This is a genomic window from Eikenella sp. (assembly GCF_057315495.1).
In genome coordinates this window covers 50281-67159 of record NZ_DBHKXY010000034.1, presented here as the reverse complement: position 1 = coordinate 67159, position 16879 = coordinate 50281, and the positions used below count along the sequence as shown (strand labels likewise).

Annotated in this window: 15 protein-coding genes; 5 read left to right on the top strand and 10 right to left on the bottom strand. The window is 58.0% G+C overall.

Annotated elements, in window-relative coordinates:
• Positions 1 to 160: 160 nt before the first annotated feature.
• The 4 genes from trxA to ACO6EE_RS05965 form a co-directional block, all read right to left on the bottom strand.
• Positions 161 to 487 (bottom strand): thioredoxin TrxA, encoded by a 327-nt coding sequence (trxA, locus tag ACO6EE_RS05980; protein ID WP_003823052.1) that lies wholly within the window; start codon positions 485 to 487, stop codon positions 161 to 163.
• Positions 488 to 728: 241 nt separating this feature from the next.
• Entirely contained in the window at positions 729 to 929 is a 201-nt protein-coding gene (locus ACO6EE_RS05975) for a DUF2788 domain-containing protein (RefSeq protein ID WP_003823051.1), read from the bottom strand.
• Between the two features lie 98 nt (positions 930 to 1027).
• Positions 1028 to 2416 (bottom strand): argininosuccinate lyase, encoded by a 1389-nt coding sequence (argH, locus tag ACO6EE_RS05970; RefSeq protein WP_485959933.1) that lies wholly within the window; start codon positions 2414 to 2416, stop codon positions 1028 to 1030.
• A 30-nt stretch (positions 2417 to 2446) separates the two neighbouring features.
• Positions 2447 to 3232 carry a hypothetical protein gene (locus ACO6EE_RS05965; protein WP_485959931.1) on the bottom strand — a complete coding sequence of 262 codons (786 nt, stop codon included), beginning with the start codon at positions 3230 to 3232 and terminating at the stop codon, positions 2447 to 2449.
• Between the two features lie 275 nt (positions 3233 to 3507).
• Between ACO6EE_RS05965 and ACO6EE_RS05960 the strand changes: the two genes are divergently transcribed.
• Complete coding sequence (locus ACO6EE_RS05960) at positions 3508 to 4638, top strand: anhydro-N-acetylmuramic acid kinase (RefSeq protein WP_485959929.1); 1131 nt, start codon at positions 3508 to 3510, stop codon at positions 4636 to 4638.
• 187 nt (positions 4639 to 4825) lie between these two features.
• On the opposite strand, the gene ACO6EE_RS05955 is transcribed toward ACO6EE_RS05960, so the two are convergent.
• From ACO6EE_RS05955 to prmB, 5 genes are all read right to left on the bottom strand, one after another.
• Positions 4826 to 5785, bottom strand: coding sequence for a cation diffusion facilitator family transporter (locus ACO6EE_RS05955; protein WP_485959927.1), 960 nt, complete (start codon positions 5783 to 5785; stop codon positions 4826 to 4828).
• A gap of 340 nt (positions 5786 to 6125) precedes the next feature.
• Complete coding sequence (locus ACO6EE_RS05950; protein WP_485959925.1) at positions 6126 to 6701, bottom strand: UbiX family flavin prenyltransferase; 576 nt, start codon at positions 6699 to 6701, stop codon at positions 6126 to 6128.
• 188 nt (positions 6702 to 6889) lie between these two features.
• On the bottom strand, positions 6890 to 7636 hold the full coding sequence (gene rlmB, locus ACO6EE_RS05945) for a 23S rRNA (guanosine(2251)-2'-O)-methyltransferase RlmB (protein ID WP_485959924.1): 747 nt from the start codon (positions 7634 to 7636) through the stop codon (positions 6890 to 6892).
• 510 nt (positions 7637 to 8146) lie between these two features.
• Complete coding sequence (thiE, locus tag ACO6EE_RS05940) at positions 8147 to 8767, bottom strand: thiamine phosphate synthase (protein ID WP_485959922.1); 621 nt, start codon at positions 8765 to 8767, stop codon at positions 8147 to 8149.
• A 136-nt stretch (positions 8768 to 8903) separates the two neighbouring features.
• Positions 8904 to 9803, bottom strand: a complete 900-nt coding sequence (gene prmB, locus ACO6EE_RS05935) for a 50S ribosomal protein L3 N(5)-glutamine methyltransferase (protein WP_485959920.1) — start codon at positions 9801 to 9803, stop codon at positions 8904 to 8906.
• Between the two features lie 109 nt (positions 9804 to 9912).
• Between prmB and ACO6EE_RS05930 the strand changes: the two genes are divergently transcribed.
• The 4 genes from ACO6EE_RS05930 (at position 9913) to efeB (ending at position 14031) form a co-directional block, all read left to right on the top strand.
• Positions 9913 to 10341: a hypothetical protein gene (locus tag ACO6EE_RS05930; RefSeq protein WP_485959919.1), complete on the top strand. Its 429-nt coding sequence runs from the start codon at positions 9913 to 9915 to the stop codon at positions 10339 to 10341.
• A gap of 185 nt (positions 10342 to 10526) precedes the next feature.
• Positions 10527 to 11381 (top strand): iron uptake transporter permease EfeU, encoded by an 855-nt coding sequence (gene efeU, locus ACO6EE_RS05925; protein ID WP_485959917.1) that lies wholly within the window; start codon positions 10527 to 10529, stop codon positions 11379 to 11381.
• A gap of 24 nt (positions 11382 to 11405) precedes the next feature.
• Positions 11406 to 12590: an iron uptake system protein EfeO gene (gene efeO / locus ACO6EE_RS05920; RefSeq protein ID WP_485959915.1), complete on the top strand. Its 1185-nt coding sequence runs from the start codon at positions 11406 to 11408 to the stop codon at positions 12588 to 12590.
• A gap of 145 nt (positions 12591 to 12735) precedes the next feature.
• Positions 12736 to 14031: an iron uptake transporter deferrochelatase/peroxidase subunit gene (gene efeB, locus ACO6EE_RS05915; protein ID WP_485959913.1), complete on the top strand. Its 1296-nt coding sequence runs from the start codon at positions 12736 to 12738 to the stop codon at positions 14029 to 14031.
• A 386-nt stretch (positions 14032 to 14417) separates the two neighbouring features.
• Here efeB and rnr read toward each other — a convergent pair whose 3' ends face one another.
• The gene (rnr, locus tag ACO6EE_RS05910; protein ID WP_485959912.1) at positions 14418 to 16796 is read right to left on the bottom strand and encodes a ribonuclease R; all 2379 of its coding nucleotides are present in this window, start codon (positions 16794 to 16796) and stop codon (positions 14418 to 14420) included.
• Positions 16797 to 16879 lie beyond the last annotated feature (83 nt).

The window sequence follows — 16879 nt, the reverse complement described above, 5'->3', positions numbered from 1 at the left end:
GGTTTGGAAGATTTAAGAGTTTTGGCTGTTGTAAGCCGGAGAATGGGGCTGCGCACCAAAAGTGAGGCGGGCGCAAAACGGCGGCATTCTAGGAGCTTGAGTGTGGATTGTCAAGGAAAGCCACCGCCGGAAGAAGCGGCGGTGGCGGAATGAGGCGGTATTACAGTGAAGCGTTCAAGAAATCGGTGAGCTGGCCTTTGCTCAGGGCGCCCACTTTGGTGGCTACGCGCTGACCGCCGTTGAACACCATCAGGGTGGGGATGCCGCGCACGCCGAATTGGGCGGGGGTTTGCTCGTTTTCGTCGATATTCATCTTCACCACTTGCAGTTTGCCTTGGAACTCTTCAGCAATGTCGTCCAGAATCGGAGCGATCATTTTGCAGGGGCCGCACCAGGGAGCCCAGAAGTCGAGCAATACGGGCAGCTCGGCTTTCAATACGTCTTTTTCGAAGGCGGCATCGGAGGTGTGGATGATTTGGTTGCTCATGTTTTTTCCTTTCAGATAGGGATTTCAGATGGCAGGCAAGATACGGGTTTCGCCGCAAAATAACAAGACCGGCCGTGCATCGGCAATGGTGCTTATAGTTTCCAGCAATGGCCGAAGCAATGTGTATTGAGGCTACCTGAAAATGTGTGGCTGTGGCTTTAACTTCGTTGAAGTTTCGTTTCCGCCCCGTAAAACCTGGCTTGCTTTTGAAATCTGCGTTTCAGGTAGCCTTGCCAACGGGTTACTTCAAAATCACATTTACCAACACTTCTTTCATCAAAAAGCCCATCACGCCCAGGCCGAGCACAAAAAACAGCACGGCCATGCCGAATTTGCTGGCGCCGGATTTTTTGCCTAAGTCCCAAATAATGAAGCCGATGAAGATAACCAGCACGCTGAGGCCGATTTTCATACCCCAGGCGGAAAGTTGGGCTTCGGTCATGATGTTTCCTTTTTAGTGAGGTGGTGTGAAGGGCGCATTATATCGCTAAAGTTTGTGCAAGGCAGCGGGGCGGCAACAGGCTACCTGAAAGATGCGCATCATGCGTTTGCTTTCAATATCTCGCGCCAACGGGCTACCTGAAACTTCACCTGCTCCGGCGCGGTGCCGCCTAGGTGGTTGCGGGCGTTCAGGCTGCCTTCGGGGGTGAGCACTTCATAAACATCGTTTTCAATCAATGTGCTGAAGCCTTGCAGCACGGTGAGCGGCAGGTCGGCGAGGTCGCAGCCTGCTTCGTCGGCATGGCGCACGGCTTGGGCGACGGCTTCGTGGCTGTCGCGGAAGGGCAGGCCTTTTTTGACCAGATAGTCCGCCAAATCGGTGGCGGTGGCGAAGCCTTGCAGCACGGCGGCGCGCATGGCTTCGGGCTTCACGGTGATGCCGCGCATCATGTCGGCGTAAATCCGCAGCGTGTCGATGAGCGTGTCCACCGTGTCAAACAGCGGCTCTTTGTCTTCCTGATTGTCTTTGTTATACGCCAGCGGCTGGGATTTCATCAGCATAATCAAGCCGGTGAGGTGGCCGATGACGCGGCCGGATTTGCCGCGCACGAGTTCGGGCACGTCGGGGTTTTTCTTCTGCGGCATGATGCTGGAACCGGTGCAGAAGCGGTCGGCGATGTCGATGAAGCCGAAGCGGGGCGACATCCACAAAATCAGTTCTTCGGACAGGCGGCTCAAATGCACCATCACCAGCGAGGCAGCGGCGGTGAATTCGATGGCGAAGTCGCGATCGGACACGGCGTCGAGCGAGTTTTGGCAGATTTGTTCGAAGCCCAGCAGCGCGGCGGTGGTTTCGCGGCGGACGGGGAAGGTGGTGCCGGCCAGCGCGGCGGCGCCCAGCGGCATGCGGTTGGTGCGGCGGCGGCAGTCGGCCATGCGTTCGTCGTCGCGGCCGAACATTTCCACATAAGCGAGCAGGTGATGGCCGAAGCTGACGGGCTGGGCGACCTGAAGATGCGTGAAACCTGGCATGACGGTGGCGGCGTTTTGCTCGGCCAAATCGAGCAGGGCAGCCTGCAAGTCTTTAATCAGGCGGCGGATGGCGGTGATTTCGTCGCGCAGCCACAGGCGGATGTCGGTGGCGACTTGGTCGTTGCGGCTGCGGCCGGTGTGCAGGCGTTTGCCGGCATCGCCGATTTTGTCGGTGAGGCGGCGTTCGATGTTCATGTGCACGTCTTCCAAATCGAGCGACCATTGCAGGCTGCCTGCTTCGATTTCGGCTTGAATTTCGGCCATGCCGCGCTGAATATCGGCCAAATCCTGCGCGGAGAGCACGCCGGCTTCGTGCAGCATCTGCGCGTGCGCCAGCGAGCCTTGGATGTCCCAGCGGGCGAGGCGTTGGTCGAAATGGATGGAGCCGGTGTATTGTTTGACGAGTTCGGACACGGGCTCATTGAAGCGGCCGGACCAGGTTTTTTGCTTGCTCATGGGTTTTCCTTCTATTGGTAAAGTAAATTTTTAGGCTGCCAGGTGCCCGGTTAGCCAGTATTTGCCGCTAATGACATTGCCGGTTTGCGGCGCATGTTCCAACATATCGCTTGGGAATACCGCTTGCAGCGTGCCGCCGTGGGTTTCGATCAGGCAGCAGTAGAAATCATTGCCGGATAATTCGTTGCGGCGCGTTTCGGCTGCGCGCACAGTGCCGATAAACCATGCGCTTGCTTTGGCTGGGTTTTCCGCATTATCGGAAGATTGAAACATACCCAACGGGGTGAAGAATGTGCTGCTTAATGGCAGTTCGGGGTCTTGTTGCGCTTCAAATGCGGCTTCATCGGCAAAAATATCAGCCTCTTCGGCAAAGGCACACAGGCGGATTTGGCAGCTGGTGCTTTCTGATTGCTCGGGGAAGCTGGCCAAATCGGGGGTGTCAAACACGAAAGGATAACTGCCGCCCAGCCATTCGCCGTCTTTCCATTCGCTGCCGTTCATCCAGGCCTGAACCGAGCCTGTGCCGTCGCCATAGCCGCTGGGGAATACGGCATCTATGCCTACGGTGTGCAGGCTACCTGAAAAATAGGGTTCGGCGCAGAGCAGGCTGTCGTCGTCTGAAAAACCCAGCCATAATTCCGCGCCGCTGGGATCGGAATACACCATATAGTTGTCGGAAGGCCCGGCTTCGGAAGAGTGCTCTTCAGCATTGTCATCATCTTCTTCGGCAAGTGTGCGCAGGGCCTGGCGGATGAGGTCGCTCAGCTCGTCGTTGCTGTCGATAGCAGGGAAGCCGATAGCGGAATAGTGGCTCATGGGGTGTCCTTGATACGGCAAATGGTAAAAATAGCGTTTCAGGTAGCCTTATCGCGGCGGAGGCTACCTGAAAGCAGTACGGGTATTATAGTCCAATCCGCCAATGGGGCTACCTGAAAACCACCGCCGTTCGCTATATATAGTGGATTAAAATAAGAATGCTACGGCGTTGGCTCGCCTTGCCGTACTAGCTGTACTGTCTGCGGCTCGCCGCCTTGTCCCATTCTTATTTTAATCCACTATAATGCCGCCGTCTTTCCTACATAATCCGCACCATGACCCAATACTATATCGGCCTGATGTCCGGCACCAGCATGGACGGCGTAGATGCCGTGCTGGCGGCTTTTGACGGCACCCAATGGCAGGGCGCGCTCGGCCATTTTGCCGTGCCCTACAGCGATGATTTGCGCCGCTGCCTGCTGGATTTGCAAAACCCCGGTAGCAACGAAATCCACCGCAGCGAAGTGCTCGCGCAAGAGTTGGCCGAGCTTAATGCCCAAGCCGTGCACGGCCTACTGGCGCAGCAAAAGCTTGCCCCGCGCGATATCGCCGCCATCGGTGCGCACGGCCAAACCGTGCGCCATGCTCCCGAACACGGCTACACTGTGCAGCTCATCAACCTTCCGCTCTTGGCCGAGCTCACCGGCATCGACACCGTGGGCGACTTCCGCCGCCGCGACATGGCCGGCGGCGGCCAAGGCGCGCCGCTCGTGCCCGCCTTCCATCAGGCCGTGTTCGGCAGCCCGGAACATGGTCGCGTGGTGCTCAATATCGGAGGTATCGCCAACATCAGCGTATTGCAGCCGCACGCCGATGCCAGCGGTTTCGACACCGGCCCAGGCAATATGTTGGCCGACGCCTATATGCAGCACCATTTCGGCCAAACCTGCGACCGAGACGGTGCCCTTGCCCACAGCGGCTGCGTGATTCCCGAGCTGCTGCAAGCCCTGCTGGCACACCCTTATTTCCACCGCACCCCGCCCAAAAGCACCGGGCGCGATTTGTTTTCCCTCGATTGGCTGCAAGGCTACCTGAAAAACAGCAAAACCGAAGCACAGCCGCCAGCAAACAGCTACGCCTCCGCCAATATCGTGCGCACTCTCAACGCCCTCACAGCGCAGAGCATCGCCGACGCCATTGCCGCCCACGCCCCCGGCGTGCACGAAGTGTTTGCCTGCGGCGGCGGCGTGTTCAATCCCGTGCTGATGGCTGAACTCTCCAGCAGGCTGGCCCTGCTCGGCATCCGCACCGCCACCACCGACGAGCTAAACCTGCCGCCACAATGGGTGGAAGCCGCCGCCTTCGCCTGGCTTGCCGCCTGCCGCGTGTGCCGCGAGCCGGGCAACCCCCACGCCGCCACCGGCGCGAAACAGCCCTATATTCTTGGCGCTTGGCATTGCGCGTGAGTTTGTGATGAGAAGGAAGTTTTGGTGGCAGGTACATCGAAAGGCTTGGTATTCGTTCATTTCGTGCATGCATATGTTTTCAGGTAGCCTGATGGAAACAGGCTACCTGAAAAGAAGGGTAGAGTGAGTGGTAAGCGTAAGCTTATATGGCACATGGAACAAAATATAGCTTGCCGTTAAGCCTAATCTATTCTGAATTCCCATTATGGGAGTGTTCGCCTTCATGCGTAGGCTGTTCGCATGCCTGGCAACATACGGTGCCGGTATCGGCGGGCTCGGTTTGCACGGTGATGTGGCCGATGCCGTGTGTTTGCACCGTTGCCTGCACCTGTTGCGCCAAGGCGGCGGCTTGCGCCACGGTTAGGTCGCCGCGCACGATGATGTGGCAGGACATGGCGTGTTTTTTGCTGGTAATCGTCCAGGCGTGCAAGTCGTGCACGCCAAATATGCCGTTGATTTTCTGAATGTCTTCGGCAATTTTTACCAAATCCGTGCCTTTGGGCGTGCCTTCCATCAGGATGTGCAGGCTGCCTGCCAGCACGCCCCAGCCGCTTTTGCCAATCAGCAGGGCCACCGCCGCGCTGGCGGCCAAGTCCGCCCAGTTCCAGCCGTAAAACTGTATCAGCAGGCCGGCTGCCACTGCGGCAACAGAGCCGAGCAAATCGCCCACCACATGCAAAAACGCGCCGCGCATGTTCAGGTTGTCCTTCTCACCGCGCAGCATATACCAAGCGATAAACAGGTTCACCAAAAGTCCGAGTACGGCTACCGCCAGCATCGCGCCGCCCGCCACGGGCACGGGTTGGAAGGCGCGGATAACGGCTTCGACCAAAATCCATGCGGCCATTACCACCAGCGTGAGGCCGTTGAGTGCGGCGGCCAGGATTTCCACACGCTGATAGCCGTAGCTTTTCTGCGAGTTGGAGGCTTTTTCCGCCCATTTGAAGGCGAACAGGGCGAGGGCGAGCGAGGCGGCATCGGAAAACATATGCCCCGAATCCGACAAGAGTGCGAGGCTGCCGCTGAGCCAGCCAGCCGCCGCTTCCACTAGCATGAAGCCGGCAATCACGGCCAGCGATACGCTCAGGATGCGGGTGTTGGTGCTGTGGGCGTGGGCATGGTTGTGTTCGTGGGTGTGGAAGGACATGGGCACTCCTTGGGCTGGGTTGGGGCTACCTGAAAAATAGGCAGGGTAATAGAGGCGGACATTTATAGTGAATTAAATTTAAACCAGTACAGCGTTGGCTCGCCTTGCCGTACTATTTGTACTGTCTGCTTGTACTGTCTGCGGCTCGCCGCCTTGTCCTGATTTAAATTTAATTCACTATATGCCCACGGACTTGCAGGTAGCCGGAGAAGTATAAACTGTATGGGCAGAGAGACTTTATCTTCTTACTTGTCTGATAGGCTACCTGAAATATCCGGCTGCATAGCGGCTGGCATCTTCAGGTAGCCTTTTGCCAGGCAACGCGGGCGGTTTTCCCGTTTCAAGGCGTGCCGCCGCTCCAGTGGGGCAAATCGGGAATGCGGATGCCGAACAGACCGAGGGCTCGGCCTACGCTGTGGGTGAGCAGTTCGTCTATGCTTTGCGGGCGCAGGTAGAGGGCGGGCGCGGGCGGGAAGATGATGCCGCCCATTTCGGTGATGCGGCGCATATTGTCGAGATGGGCGAGGTTGAGCGGGGTTTCGCGCGCCATCAGCACGAGGCGGCGGCGCTCTTTGAGGGTAACGTCGGCGGCGCGGGTGAGCAGGTTGTCGCCCAGGCCGTGGGCGATGGCGGCGAGGCTGCGCATGGAGCAGGGGGCCACCAGCATCCCGGCGGTTTCAAACGAGCCGCTGGCAATGGCGGCGCCAAGGTTGCGGACGGGGTGCACCACGTCGGCCAGCACGGCAATATCTTCGATGCGGTGTGCGGTTTCGTGTCGGCAGGTGTGCTCCGCGCCTTCGGAAATCACGAGGTGGGTTTCGATATCGGCTGCGTTTTGCAGCAGTTGCAGGGCTTTGTGGCCGTATTGGAAGCCGTCGGCGCCGCTGATGCCGAGGATGAGGCGTTGGGTGGGCATGGGTTTTGTTGGTGGTTGGATTTTGGTTTTCAGGTAGCCTTTGGGATGGGCTACCTGAAAACTTCAGGGATAGGCGGAATAAACTGCCTGTATTAGGGTGTCGTTGGAAAGTGCTTTAGCTTCGCTGAAGTTTGGGCTTTCAGGTAGCCCGGATGGTTCAGGCTACCTGAAACTCACAGCCGCTATCTTCAACCCGCCTTCAGTACGCGCTGGCGGCGGGTTTCGGCCAGCACCATGCCGGTGCTCACGGAAACGTTGAGGCTTTCCACTGTGCCGAGCATGGGGATGGACACCAGTGCGTCGCAGTGTTCGCGGGTGAGGCGGCGCATGCCTTCGCCTTCGTTGCCCATCACCCAGGCCACGGCAGCGGGGATATCGTAGTGGAACAGGTCGGCTTCGCCGCCCATGTCGGTGCCCACTATCCAGATGTCGCGCTCTTTGAGCTCGCGCAGGGTGCGGGCGAGGTTGGTAACGGTGATGTAGGGCACGGTTTCGGCGGCGCCGCAGGCCACTTTGCTCACGGTGGCATTCAAGCCGACGCTGCGGTTTTTCGGCGCAATCACGGCGTGCACGCCCATGGCGTCGGCCACGCGCAGGCAGGCGCCGAGGTTGTGCGGGTCGGTGATGCCGTCGAGGATGAGCAGCAGGGGCGGCTCAGTAAGGTTGTCGAGCACGTCGTCGAGGTGGACGTGGTTGTGCGAAGCGTCGATAAAGCCGGCGATACCTTGGTGGCGCGCGTGGCGGCACAGATTATCGAGGCGGGCGGTTTCCACGAAGTGAACGGGAATATTTTCCTGCGCGGCCTTTTCCAAGGCTTGCTGCATACGGGTATCGTGGCGGCCGGACAGGGCGTAGAGTTCGGTGAAGCTTTTGGGGTTTTGCCACAGGCGGGCGTTGACGGCGTGGAAGCCGTAGATCAGGCGGCGGTTGGACATGGTGTTGGGTTTTCGGGGTAGTGTTGTTGGTAATGGGGTTTACGAGATGGGTTTCAGGTGAATTTCAAATTTCAGGTAGCCTTTCGTTATTCTAGTTCTATCCACCCTTGCGCCTTATGCCGGCGCGGGCACCTACTTTTCTTTGCTTCGTCAAAGAAAAGTAGGCAAAAGAAAGACGACTGCGGGCACAGGTTTGCTGCGCAAACTTCCCTCACTCCACGCGATTTTTCGGGCGGGCTCGCAACTTGCGGCTTTGCCGCTTCAAACATGCAAGCCCTTATTTCCCGAAAAACCGCGCTCCGTTCGGCTGCACCAGCAGGGGTAGCGCAGCATTGCACGTTTGTGGGGAAGGGTTTGTTTTGGAATTTGTATATCGTTAAGGGCTACCTGAAAATTGGGTTTGCCTGAAGCCTAATCCTCTGTATTCGTGGGAGAGATTTGCATCAAGCAGGCGATATTTCTGTCTATCCGGGCTGCGGCAGAGGTTTCAGGCAGCCTCATGCGGCAGCCTTATTCCGGCCACAATTTTTGGAAGGCGCGCACGGTGGCGGCGGGGTTGGGGGCGTGGGTGACGGCGCTGACCACGGCCAGTGAGGACACGCCGGTGGCGAGCACGGCGGGCGCATTTTCCAGCGTGATACCGCCGATGGCCACAGTGGGGGTATTGCCGGCCTGCTGCACGTAGCGGCGCAGTTTGTCTAGCCCTTGCGGCTCGGTGGGCATGGCTTTGGTGTTGGTGGCAAACACGGCGCCGCAGGCCACGTAGCTGGGCTGAACGGCCAAGGCGCGGGCCATTTCGGCTTCGTCGTGTGTGCTCAGCCCCAAGCGGATGCCGGCGCGGGCGAGGGCGGCGAAGTCGGCACTGTCCATGTCTTCTTGGCCGAGGTGCACGCCGTAGGCACCTTCTTCAAGGGCAAGCTGCCAGTGGTCGTTGATGAAAAGTTGGCTGTGCGAGCCGCGGGTGGCGGCGATGGCGCGGCGGATTTCCTGGCGCAGTGCTTCGCCGGTGAGGTGTTTGCTGCGCAGTTGCACGGTGTCCGCGCCAGCCTCGACCATGCGTGCCACCCAATCGGCATCGGGCACTACGGCGTAGAATTTGAGGGGGCGGACGGTAGGGGGAAAGGGTTGCATAGCGGGCTGCCTGCGGGTGGTTGCGGGGTGGCTATTATAGCGCAGCCGACACTGGCCGGGATGGAAAAGGCTACCTGAAAATGGATTGGAGTTTTCAGGTAGCCTTTTATGATGGATGGGAGACGCTAGGCTTTGCCTACTCTTCGCCCAATAATTGTTCGCGGGTGAGCAGGAAGACGCTGCTGCCGCCGTCGCTTTGTTCGGGCCAGAAGAAGGGGAGCTGGGGGAAGGCGGCTTCGAGGGCTTCGCGATTGTGGCCGATTTCCACCAGCAATACGCCGCGCGGATTGAGGAAGCGGGGGGCGTGTTGGAGGATTTGGCGGGTGGCGTCGAGGCCGTCTTCGCCACTGCCGAGTGCCATTTCGGGCTCGTGCAGATATTCGGCGGGCAGGGCGGCAACGCTTTCGGCATTTACATAAGGGGGGTTGGAGATGATGAGGTCGTAAGTGCCGGACAGATTGGCGAAGAGGTCGCTTTGAATCAGGCGGACGCGCTCTTCTAGGCCGTAGTTGGCAACATTGATGGCGGCCACTTCTAAGGCTTCGGGGCTGAGGTCGGCGGCATCGACTTGGGCTTCGGGATAGTGGCAGGCGGCTTGGATGGCGAGGCAGCCGCTGCCGGTGCAGAGGTCGAGCACGCGGCGGATAGAGTGGCTGTCGCCTGTCCACGGGGCGATGGGCTCGCCGAGTTGTTCGTAGATGAAGGAGCGGGGGATAAGCACGCGTTCGTCCACATAAAATTCGAAGTCGCCCTGCCAGGCTTGGCGGGTGAGGTAGGGCATGGGGAGGCGTTCGTTGACGCGGCGTTCGGCCAGGCTGAGCACGGCGTCGATTTCTTCGGGCAGGAGCACGGCATCGAGATAGGGCTCGAGGGTGTCGAGCGGGAGGGAAAGGGTGTGGAGGATGAGGTAGGCGGCTTCGTCGTGGGCGTTGTCGCTGCCGTGGCCGAAGCTGAGGCTGGCCTGGTTGAAGCGGCTGGTGCAAAAGCGCAGGAGGTCGCGCGGGGTGCGGAGGTGTTGGCGGGCTTGGGCAAACATGGTGTTTTGGGGTGTTTATGAAATAGTCAGGGGTGGGATTATAACGGATTGGCGGGTGAGGCTACCTGAAAATTTGGCGGGGCGGTTTGTGGCGGCTATGGAATGGTGTATGATTAATTTGTTGCTTAAACATTGGTTTAAGGAGGAGATGATGTTGGCGAAACTTTTTCAGGTAGCCTTTGCCGGCCTGCTGCTGGTGGGCTGTGCAATGACGCAGCAGCAGCGTGCGGCCTATGAGGCGGCAAGGGAGCGGGAGATGAAGCAGACGGCGGTGGCGCTGGCAGCGCAGTGCGACCGGCGCACGGCTGAGCTGTTGGCTTTGCAGCAGGAGGGTTACTTGGGGGTGGCGGATGCTGAGAAGCCTAAGTTGCAGCGAGAATACCGGCAGCGGATTGCGGAACCGTCTTTTCAGGCTTGTTATCGGATGGCTTGGGAGAATTTGGTGTATCGGCAGCAGCTGGAGATGTTGGAGCGGCGCGAGCGGCGGCGTGAGTTGGAGTGGATGATGTATCGGCCGTATTATCCGCATTGGTGGTAGGATGGATTTTATCAGCTTAGTTATATTCGGTTTCCAATAGATTTTTGGGAGCCGATTTTTTATTGGTAATCATATAATTAATTTATAAGTAAATATTCATTTAATCTAATTAGAAATTGTTTGCATTTTGCTCTGCTGTAAGGATATAATCGGTCAGATATGAATTTTGTAAGGAGCGGCCGGCGATGCTGATTGCTTTTTTGATTATGCTGCGCGAGGGCATCGAGGCGGCTTTGATTGTGGGCATTGTAGCTGGCTTTTTGAAGCAGGGTGGCTATCGGCATATGATGCCGAAAGTGTGGCTCGGTGTGGTGCTGGCGGCGGCAATGTGCCTGTTTGCCGGTTGGTTTATTTATAAGAAAACCGGCGAAATTCCGCAGAAGCAGCAAGAGTTTGTGGTGGGCGTGATCGGCTTGGTGGCCGTGGCGATGCTCACTTATATGGTGCTGTGGATGCAGAAAGCAGCCAAGTCGATAAAGCAGCATTTGCAGCAGTCGGTGAGCGATGCGCTCAACCGCGGCAACGGGCATGGCTGGGCGTTGGTGGGTATGGCCTTTTTGGCAGTGGCGCGCGAAGGTTTGGAGAGCGTGTTTTTCCTGCTGGCGGTGTTCAACCAAAGCCCCACGGCGGCCATGCCGCTGGGCGCGGTGCTCGGGCTGGCCGCTTCGGCTGTGGTGGGCTGGCTGATTTATCAGGGCGGGGTGCGTATCAATTTGGCGCGTTTTTTCCGCTGGACGGGCGTTTTCCTGATTTTTGTGGCCGCCGGCCTTACTTCCGGCGCGTTCCGTGCACTGCATGAGGCGGGCGTGTGGAATGTGTGGCAGGTGAATCCGTTCGATTGGTCTTCGCACACGCCGCTCGATTGGTCGCACGTTTTGCATGAAGACAGCCCGTTGGGCGTGCTGCTCGGCGGCTTCTTCGGCTATACCCATCATCCGGTACTATCTGATTTTATTCTTTATTTCGCTTATCTGATTCCCGTGCTGTTTTTATTTTTGCGTGGCAGCAAGCCGGCTGCCGTATCTTCCCAAACCAGCTAGTTTTTGTATTTGAAAGGTTAAATTATGAAGCAACTGAATCTTACCGCCTTGGCCGTGTTGGCCGCCTTCGGCTTGGCTGCCTGCCAGCCGCCAGCCGCCGAACAGCCTGCTGCACCCGCTTCCGGTGCGTCTGCTGCTTCCGGTGCAGCCGCCACCGCTAATGCCGACGGCAGCTTCAATATTGCAGTAAACGACCACGCCTGCGATCCGATGGAGCTCACCGTGCCCAGCGGCCAGGTGGTGTTCAACATCAAAAACAACAGTACCCGCAAGCTGGAGTGGGAAATCCTCAAGGGCGTGATGGTGGTGGACGAGCGTGAAAACATCGCTCCCAGCCTGAGCGACAAAATGACCGTTACCCTGCTGCCGGGCGAATACGAAATGACCTGTGGCCTGTTGAACAACCCGCGCGGCAAGCTGGTGGTAACCGACAGCGGCTTCAAAGAAGCGGCAGGTGAAGCCAATATGGAAAAACTCGCCCAGCCTTTGGCCGACTATAAAGTTTACGTGCAAAACGAAGCCGCCCAGCTGGTGACCAAAACCACTGCTTTCGTAGAAGCCGTGAAAGCCGGCCGCACCGAAGATGCCAAAGCCATGTTTGCCGACGTACGTACCCACTACGAGCGCATCGAGCCGATTGCCGAATTGTTTAACGAGCTTGATCCCGCTATCGACGCGCGTGCCGACGACTTCAAAGATAAAGAGCAAGACCCGGGCTTCGGCGGCTTCCACCGCATCGAACATGCGCTGTGGACGCTGAACACCACCAAAGGTATGGAGCCGATAGCCGACAAACTCCTGGCCGACGTGCAGAAACTGAAACAGGAAATCGACATCCTCACCTTCCCGCCGAGCAAAGTGGTGGGTGGTGCCGCCGTGTTGATTGAAGAAGTGGCCAACAGCAAAATCAGCGGCGAGGAAGACCGCTACAGCCGCACCGACCTGAGCGACTTCCAAGCCAACATAGAGGGCGCACAGAAAATCATCGAGCTGTTCCGCCCGATGATTGCCGAGAAAGACCAAGCCCTGTTGGATAAAACCGATGCCAACTTCAAACAGGTAACCGACATCCTCGCCAAATACCGCACCGAAAAAGGCTTCCAGCCCTACGACAAACTCACCGATGCCGACCGTAAAAACCTGCAGGCACCGATTAACGCCCTGGCCGAAGATTTGGCCAAACTGCGCGGTATTCTCGGTTTGAACTAAATGCAAGCCATCGTGTTTGATTTAGTTGGATGAAGGATTTTCAGGTAGCCTGTGCTCAGCATAGAGGCTACCTGAAAATTTAATCGCTCATCAAAACAGCGTATATTGCCAAGCAACCCATTCCTACTCCCGGCAGGAGAAAAACATGAGCCACAACGAACACCCCCAATCCCCGTCCAAACGCAATCTCTTCAAAGGCCTCGCCGTTGGCGCCGCCGCCGCCGGGCTGGCTGCCTGCGGCCTGAACAGTAATGGTCAAAGTGCCGAAGGTAGCGCGGCGCAAAACAGCGGCGGCAGCGCCGATCACCATTCCGACCAGAGCTTTCCTTTCTACGGCATCCATCAATCCGGCATCACCACGCCCCACCAACAATTCGCCATCATGGCCGCCTTCGACGTGCTGGCCAAAACCCCCAAAGAGCTCGAACACCTATTCCGCGCCATCACTGCCCGCGCCGATTTCCTTACCAAAGGCGGCGAATTGCAAGATGGCGACCCCAAACTTCCACCGCAGGGCAGCGGCATCCTCGGCAAGGTCATCAAACCAGACGGCCTCACCATCACCCTCAGCGTGGGCAACAGCCTGTTTGACGAACGTTTCGGCCTAGGTCCGCACAAGCCCAAGCACCTGCAGGAAATGAAAGACTTCCCCAACGACAAACTGCAGCGCGAATGGTGCGACGGCGACATCAGTATCCAAATCTGCGCCTTCAGCCCCGAAACCTGCCAAAACGCCCTGCGCGACCTGATCAAAAACACCGCCCAATTCGCCGTTATCCGCTGGAGTATCGACGGATTCTTGCCCAAAGCCGAGCCCGGCGCGTTGGCTGCCCGCAACTTGTTCGGCTTCCGCGACGGTTCCGGCAATCCTGATGTGTCCAAACCAGAAACTGCCGATGCGGTATTGTGGAGCGGCGTGGCTGAAAACAGCAAAGACGAACCGACCTGGGCGAAAAACGGCAGCTATCAGGCTGTGCGCCTTATCCGCCATTTCGTAGAGTTTTGGGATAGAACCCCGCTGCAAGAGCAGCAAACCATTTTCGGCCGCGAAAAATACAGCGGCGCCCCGCTGGGCATGAAAAACGAAGGCGATATTCCCAACTACGCCTCCGATCCCGAAGGCAAAACCCTGCCCACTGACAGCCACATGCGGCTCGCCAATACCCGCGACCCCGAATTCATGAAACGGCATCTGCTCTACCGCCGCCCCTTCGACTATTCGCGCGGCCTCTCCAAAGCCGGCCAGCTTGATGTGGGTCTGATTTTCATCTGCTACCAGGCCAACCTTGACGACGGTTTCATCTTTGTGCAGAAACTGCTCGACTTCGAGCCTTTGGAGGAATACATCAGCCCCTTCGGCGGCGGCTACTTCTTTACCCTGCCCGGCGCGGAGCAGGGCGGTTACCTCGGGCAGAGCCTGCTGGCCAATGTGCTGGCGTGATTGAATGTACGGATGGCTTATCCGCAACACGGTTATTAGCTGAGCCTAGTTTGCAGCGATGCAAGAAAGCGGGTGAGCCGCCCGTACTTCGATATAGCCACTAAATATTTGAGGCTACCTGAAAAACGAAACCCGTCTGCTGGTGCAAACGGGTTTTGTCTTTTTCAGGTAGCCTCAGCTTTGCCGAAGTAATGTTTCATCTAAAGCAAACCAACTTAACTTTCGCTACCGCGTGGGTTTGCCTTGCCATACTTCTGTACTGCATGCGGCTCACCGCCTTGTATTAAAGGTTAATTTGGCTTGCTATATTAGGCAGAAAAGGCTACCTGAAAGTGGAAATCCGTTTTCAGGTAGCCTGTTTGTTTTCAGGTAGCCTCTTTCAAAGTTCAGCCGCTTTTCTTGCGGGTGCGGGGCTTGCGTTTGGCTTTGGGCTGGGCGGCCTGAGTTGGCTGGCTGTTTTTACGGCTGCGGGTTTTCTTAGCCGGAGCAGCGGGGGCTTTGGCCTTGCTTTTGGCAGTAGGTTTGCCGGTCGGGGCTGGGCTGTGGGCTTTCCCTTTTGCTGTGTTGGTTTTCCCTTTGGCGACAGGTTTTTTGCCTTTGCCGGGCAGGCTGCCGCCGCTGATGAGCATGAGGTCGATTTTGCGGGTATCCAAGTCGGCACGGGCTACCTGAACCACAACTTTGTCGCCCATGCTGAAGCGCAAGCCGCTGCGTTCGCCTTCGATGCTCATGGTTTCGGCGCGATAGTTGAAGTAGTCTTCGCCCAGTTCGCTGATGTGGACGAGGCCTTCAATGTGGATGTCGTCGAGGGTAACGAACAGGCCGAAGCCGGCCATGCCGCTAACGGTGCCGCTGAATACTTCGCCCACTTTGTCTTGCATATAGTAGGTTTTGAGCCAGTTTTCCACGTCGCGGCTGGCTTCATCGGCACGACGCTCGCATTGAGAACTGTGGATGCCCAGTGCGCTCCAGTTTTCGGCGGGGTTGTAGCGGCTACCTGAAAGCACGGCTTTGATGGCACGGTGTACCAGGAGGTCGGGATAGCGGCGGATGGGGGAGGTGAAGTGGGTGTAGGCGGGATAGGCGAGGCCGAAGTGGCCGCTGTTATCCGGCTCGTACATGGCCTGCTGCATAGAGCGTAGGAGCATCACTTGAATCAGCTCGCGGTCGGGGCGCTCGGCAGTTTGGGCGAAGAGTGCGGCGTAATCCAGCGGGGTGGGCTGTTCGCCGCCGCCGAGGGTAAGGCCGAGCAGGCCGAGCTGCTCGCGCAGGGTGGCAAGCTTTTCCGGGGTGGGGCCGGAGTGGTTGCGGAATAGGGCGGGATGCTGGTGTTTCAGCAGGAATTCGGCAGCGCACACGTTGGCGGCAAGCATGCATTCTTCGATCAGGCGGTGGGCTTCGTTGCGTACCACGGGCACAATGCGTTTAATTTTGCCCTGCTTGTCGAAAATCATCTCGGTTTCGGTGGTTTCAAACTCCATCGCGCCGCGCTGGTGGCGTTTTTTGAGCAGAATTTGATAGAGTTTGTAGAGGGTATCGATGTGAGGCTTGAGCGGGTTGTCGCTGCCGTTTTCAATCCAATCCCACACTTGGGTGTAGGTGAGGCGGGCGTGGGAGCGCATCACGGCGGGGTAGAAACGGTAGGATTTAAGATTGCCGGCGTAGGTGAACACCATGTCGCACACCATGCACAGGCGGTCTACATCGGGGTTGAGCGAGCAGATGCCGTTGGAGAGGCTTTCGGGCAACATGGGAATCACACGGCGTGGGAAATACACGCTGGTGGCGCGATCCAGCGCGTCGGTGTCGATTGCGTCTTGAGGCTTCACATAGTGGCTCACGTCGGCAATGGCCACCACCAGGCGGAAATTGCGGCCTTGTTTTTCGGCATATACGGCATCGTCAAAATCGCGCGAGCTTTCGCCGTCTATCGTTACCAGTGGTAGGTCGCGCAGGTCTTCACGGCCTTTGAGGTCGGTTTTGCGCACGGCGGAAGGGATTTTTGCGGCGGCTTTTTCGCAGGCGGTGGAGAATTGGTGTGGCAGGTGATGCTGGCGCACAGCAATTTCGATTTCCATGCCGCTGTCGGCATAGTTGCCCAACACTTCCACCACGCTGGCCACGGCGGGGCGGTGCGCGTCGGGGTAGGCATCGATTTGAGCCAGCACCACTTGGCCGGGCTTGGCCTTGCCCACCGAATCGGGTTCGAGCAGGATGCTGTCGGGCAGGCGGCTGTCTTCGGGCGAGAGCATGGCGATGCCGCGCTCTATCATGAGCCGGCCAACAACGGTTTTCTGCGCGCGTTCAATCACATCGAGCACTTGGCCTTCGCGGCGGCCACGCCGATCGGTGCCGGCCGGGCGCACGGTTACCGTGTCGCCGTGCATCAGGCCGCGCATCTGGCGGGCGGGCAGCACGAAGTCGCCCTGGCCGTCGGGCGTGAGCGGCACGGCAAAGCCGAAGCCGTCTTTATGCGCTTCAACGCGGCATTTTACCAGCGCGAGTTTTTCGGCAGCGCACACCATGCCGCGCCGGTTAATCAGGATTTGCCCGTCGCGCGCCATCACAGTCAGGCGGCGTTCGAAAAAGGGCATTTCGTGCTCGGCGATATCGAGCAGGATGGCTAAAGATTCGGTTTTCAGCGGCACGCCCCTGTCTTCCAGCATTTCAGTAATCCATTCGCGGCTGGGCAGGGGGTGTTCGTAGCGTTGTGTTTCCCGCTGTAGATAAGGGTCTTGCAGTCGGAGTGAGGTTTTCTTCTTCATATATAAATTGACAAGTGGAAAATTGGCGCTATAATGCTCGTTTCTTGCATAAAGAGCAATGCACTTTACCGCAAAGTTCGATT